We start from the raw sequence: 1,559 nt of genomic DNA, 5'->3' as shown, positions 1-1,559 counted from the left end.
TGAACTGCACCCTGTCAAGTAGACAGTGAAAAAATAAAAAACTCTATGCCGCAGCCTGATACCGATATTCCATTGGTGTCAGGCTGTTTCTTGTCTCCTGAAATCGTTCGTAGTTGTAAAACTTCATGTACTTCTGTATATCTCTTTCAAGTTCCTTATAGGTTGAATAGTGTTTCAGTTTGTAAGATTCACACTTGAAATGACCAAAAAAGCTCTCCATCGGTCCGTTGTCAATACATTTACCAACACGCGACATACTGCGTGTTATCCCAGCTTCTGTTGTAAGCTGACGATACGTTTTTGAGGTATACTGCGACCCTCGGTCGCTGTGTAAAAGCGGAGTGGCATTTGGATTAGTTTCTAATGCATCTTTTAATGTGGCCATGACCAGAGGATTATCATTATGTTTTCTGAGTTTATAGGCAATGATCGATCCGTCATACAGGTCTTTAATGGCACTAAGATAGGCTTTTTGGCCGTCACCATAATGGAGATGGGTGATGTCTGTGACCCACTTCTCGTTAGGTTTATCAGCTTCAAATTCACGGTTCAGATGATTCTCTTCGATATTTTTGTAGCTGGTTCGTGTGCAGTATCCGTTAGAACGTCGAATATAAGACTTTAATCCCATTTGAATCATGAGGCGACGTACACGTTTCTTATTGTACCGCTTGGTCTTCGAGGCACGATTTAAATCGATTGTGAGGCGACGATATCCAAAGATGCCGTTATAGTGATAAAAACGTTCTTTTATCCACGACATCAATCGTTCCGTTTCCTCTTCCCACCGAGAAGGAGTATGGTTCAACCATTTATAGTAGCCGGATCGAGAGACGTCTATGATGTTACAGAGCATAAGAATAGAAACATCCGTTTCTTTATTATATTCATAGATAGCCTGAAACTCGTTCAGGCAGGATCCTAACCGCGCCGATTCCTCCTTTCGATAACTTTTAACTTTTTTATCAAACCGTTCTCCGCTTCCAAATACTCATTTCTCTGTTTTAATCTTTTCACCTCAAGCTGAAGTTCTTCTTCTTCAGTCAATGTTTCCTTTGATTCTAAAGAACGCCCACGGCGGTCTTTAAGTGCTTCTGGTCCACCATTATTGTACTTGCGTACCCATTGATAGACTTGTTGATACGAAACATTATATTCTGCTTCGGCTTTATGATAATTCTGATCATTTGCAATGGTGAATTGTGCAATCTCAATTCGTTCTTTCCATGTTGTTTTGCGCCCTGTATTCATTTTCTGACTTCCTCTACTAGTAGATTTAAATCCCTTTCCACTAGTATAAAGCTTAATCCATTTTCTTAAAACCGAACTGGACGAGATGTTGAACGTATCACAAGTCGATTCTAATCCCGCAGATGTATTTAGGTAGTGTTCAACTGCTTTTGTTTTCACTTCATCCGAATAGACTTTCCACCCTCTGGATTCTTTTAACCCTTCAATGCCGTTGGCATTATATTTCCTAATCCAGCTTTTAAGCGCCGATTTACTTATCCCTTCATTCTTTATTAGAGAATTAATTGAACATCTTTCTTCCAGTATCG

1 pseudogene is annotated in these 1,559 nt (G+C 39.8%); it reads right to left on the bottom strand.

The features are described from left to right. Positions 1-43: 43 nt before the first annotated feature. Positions 44-1,557: pseudogene (locus AKA01nite_RS09200) on the bottom strand (IS3 family transposase). Between the last annotated feature and the right edge of the window lie 2 nt (positions 1,558-1,559).

The sequence above is a fragment of the Alkalibacterium kapii genome, assembly GCF_007988865.1.
Lineage (GTDB): Bacteria > Bacillota > Bacilli > Lactobacillales > Carnobacteriaceae_A > Alkalibacterium > Alkalibacterium kapii.
The sequence above is the reverse complement of the archived record's forward strand: the minus strand, read 5'-3'. Positions and strand labels throughout refer to the sequence as shown.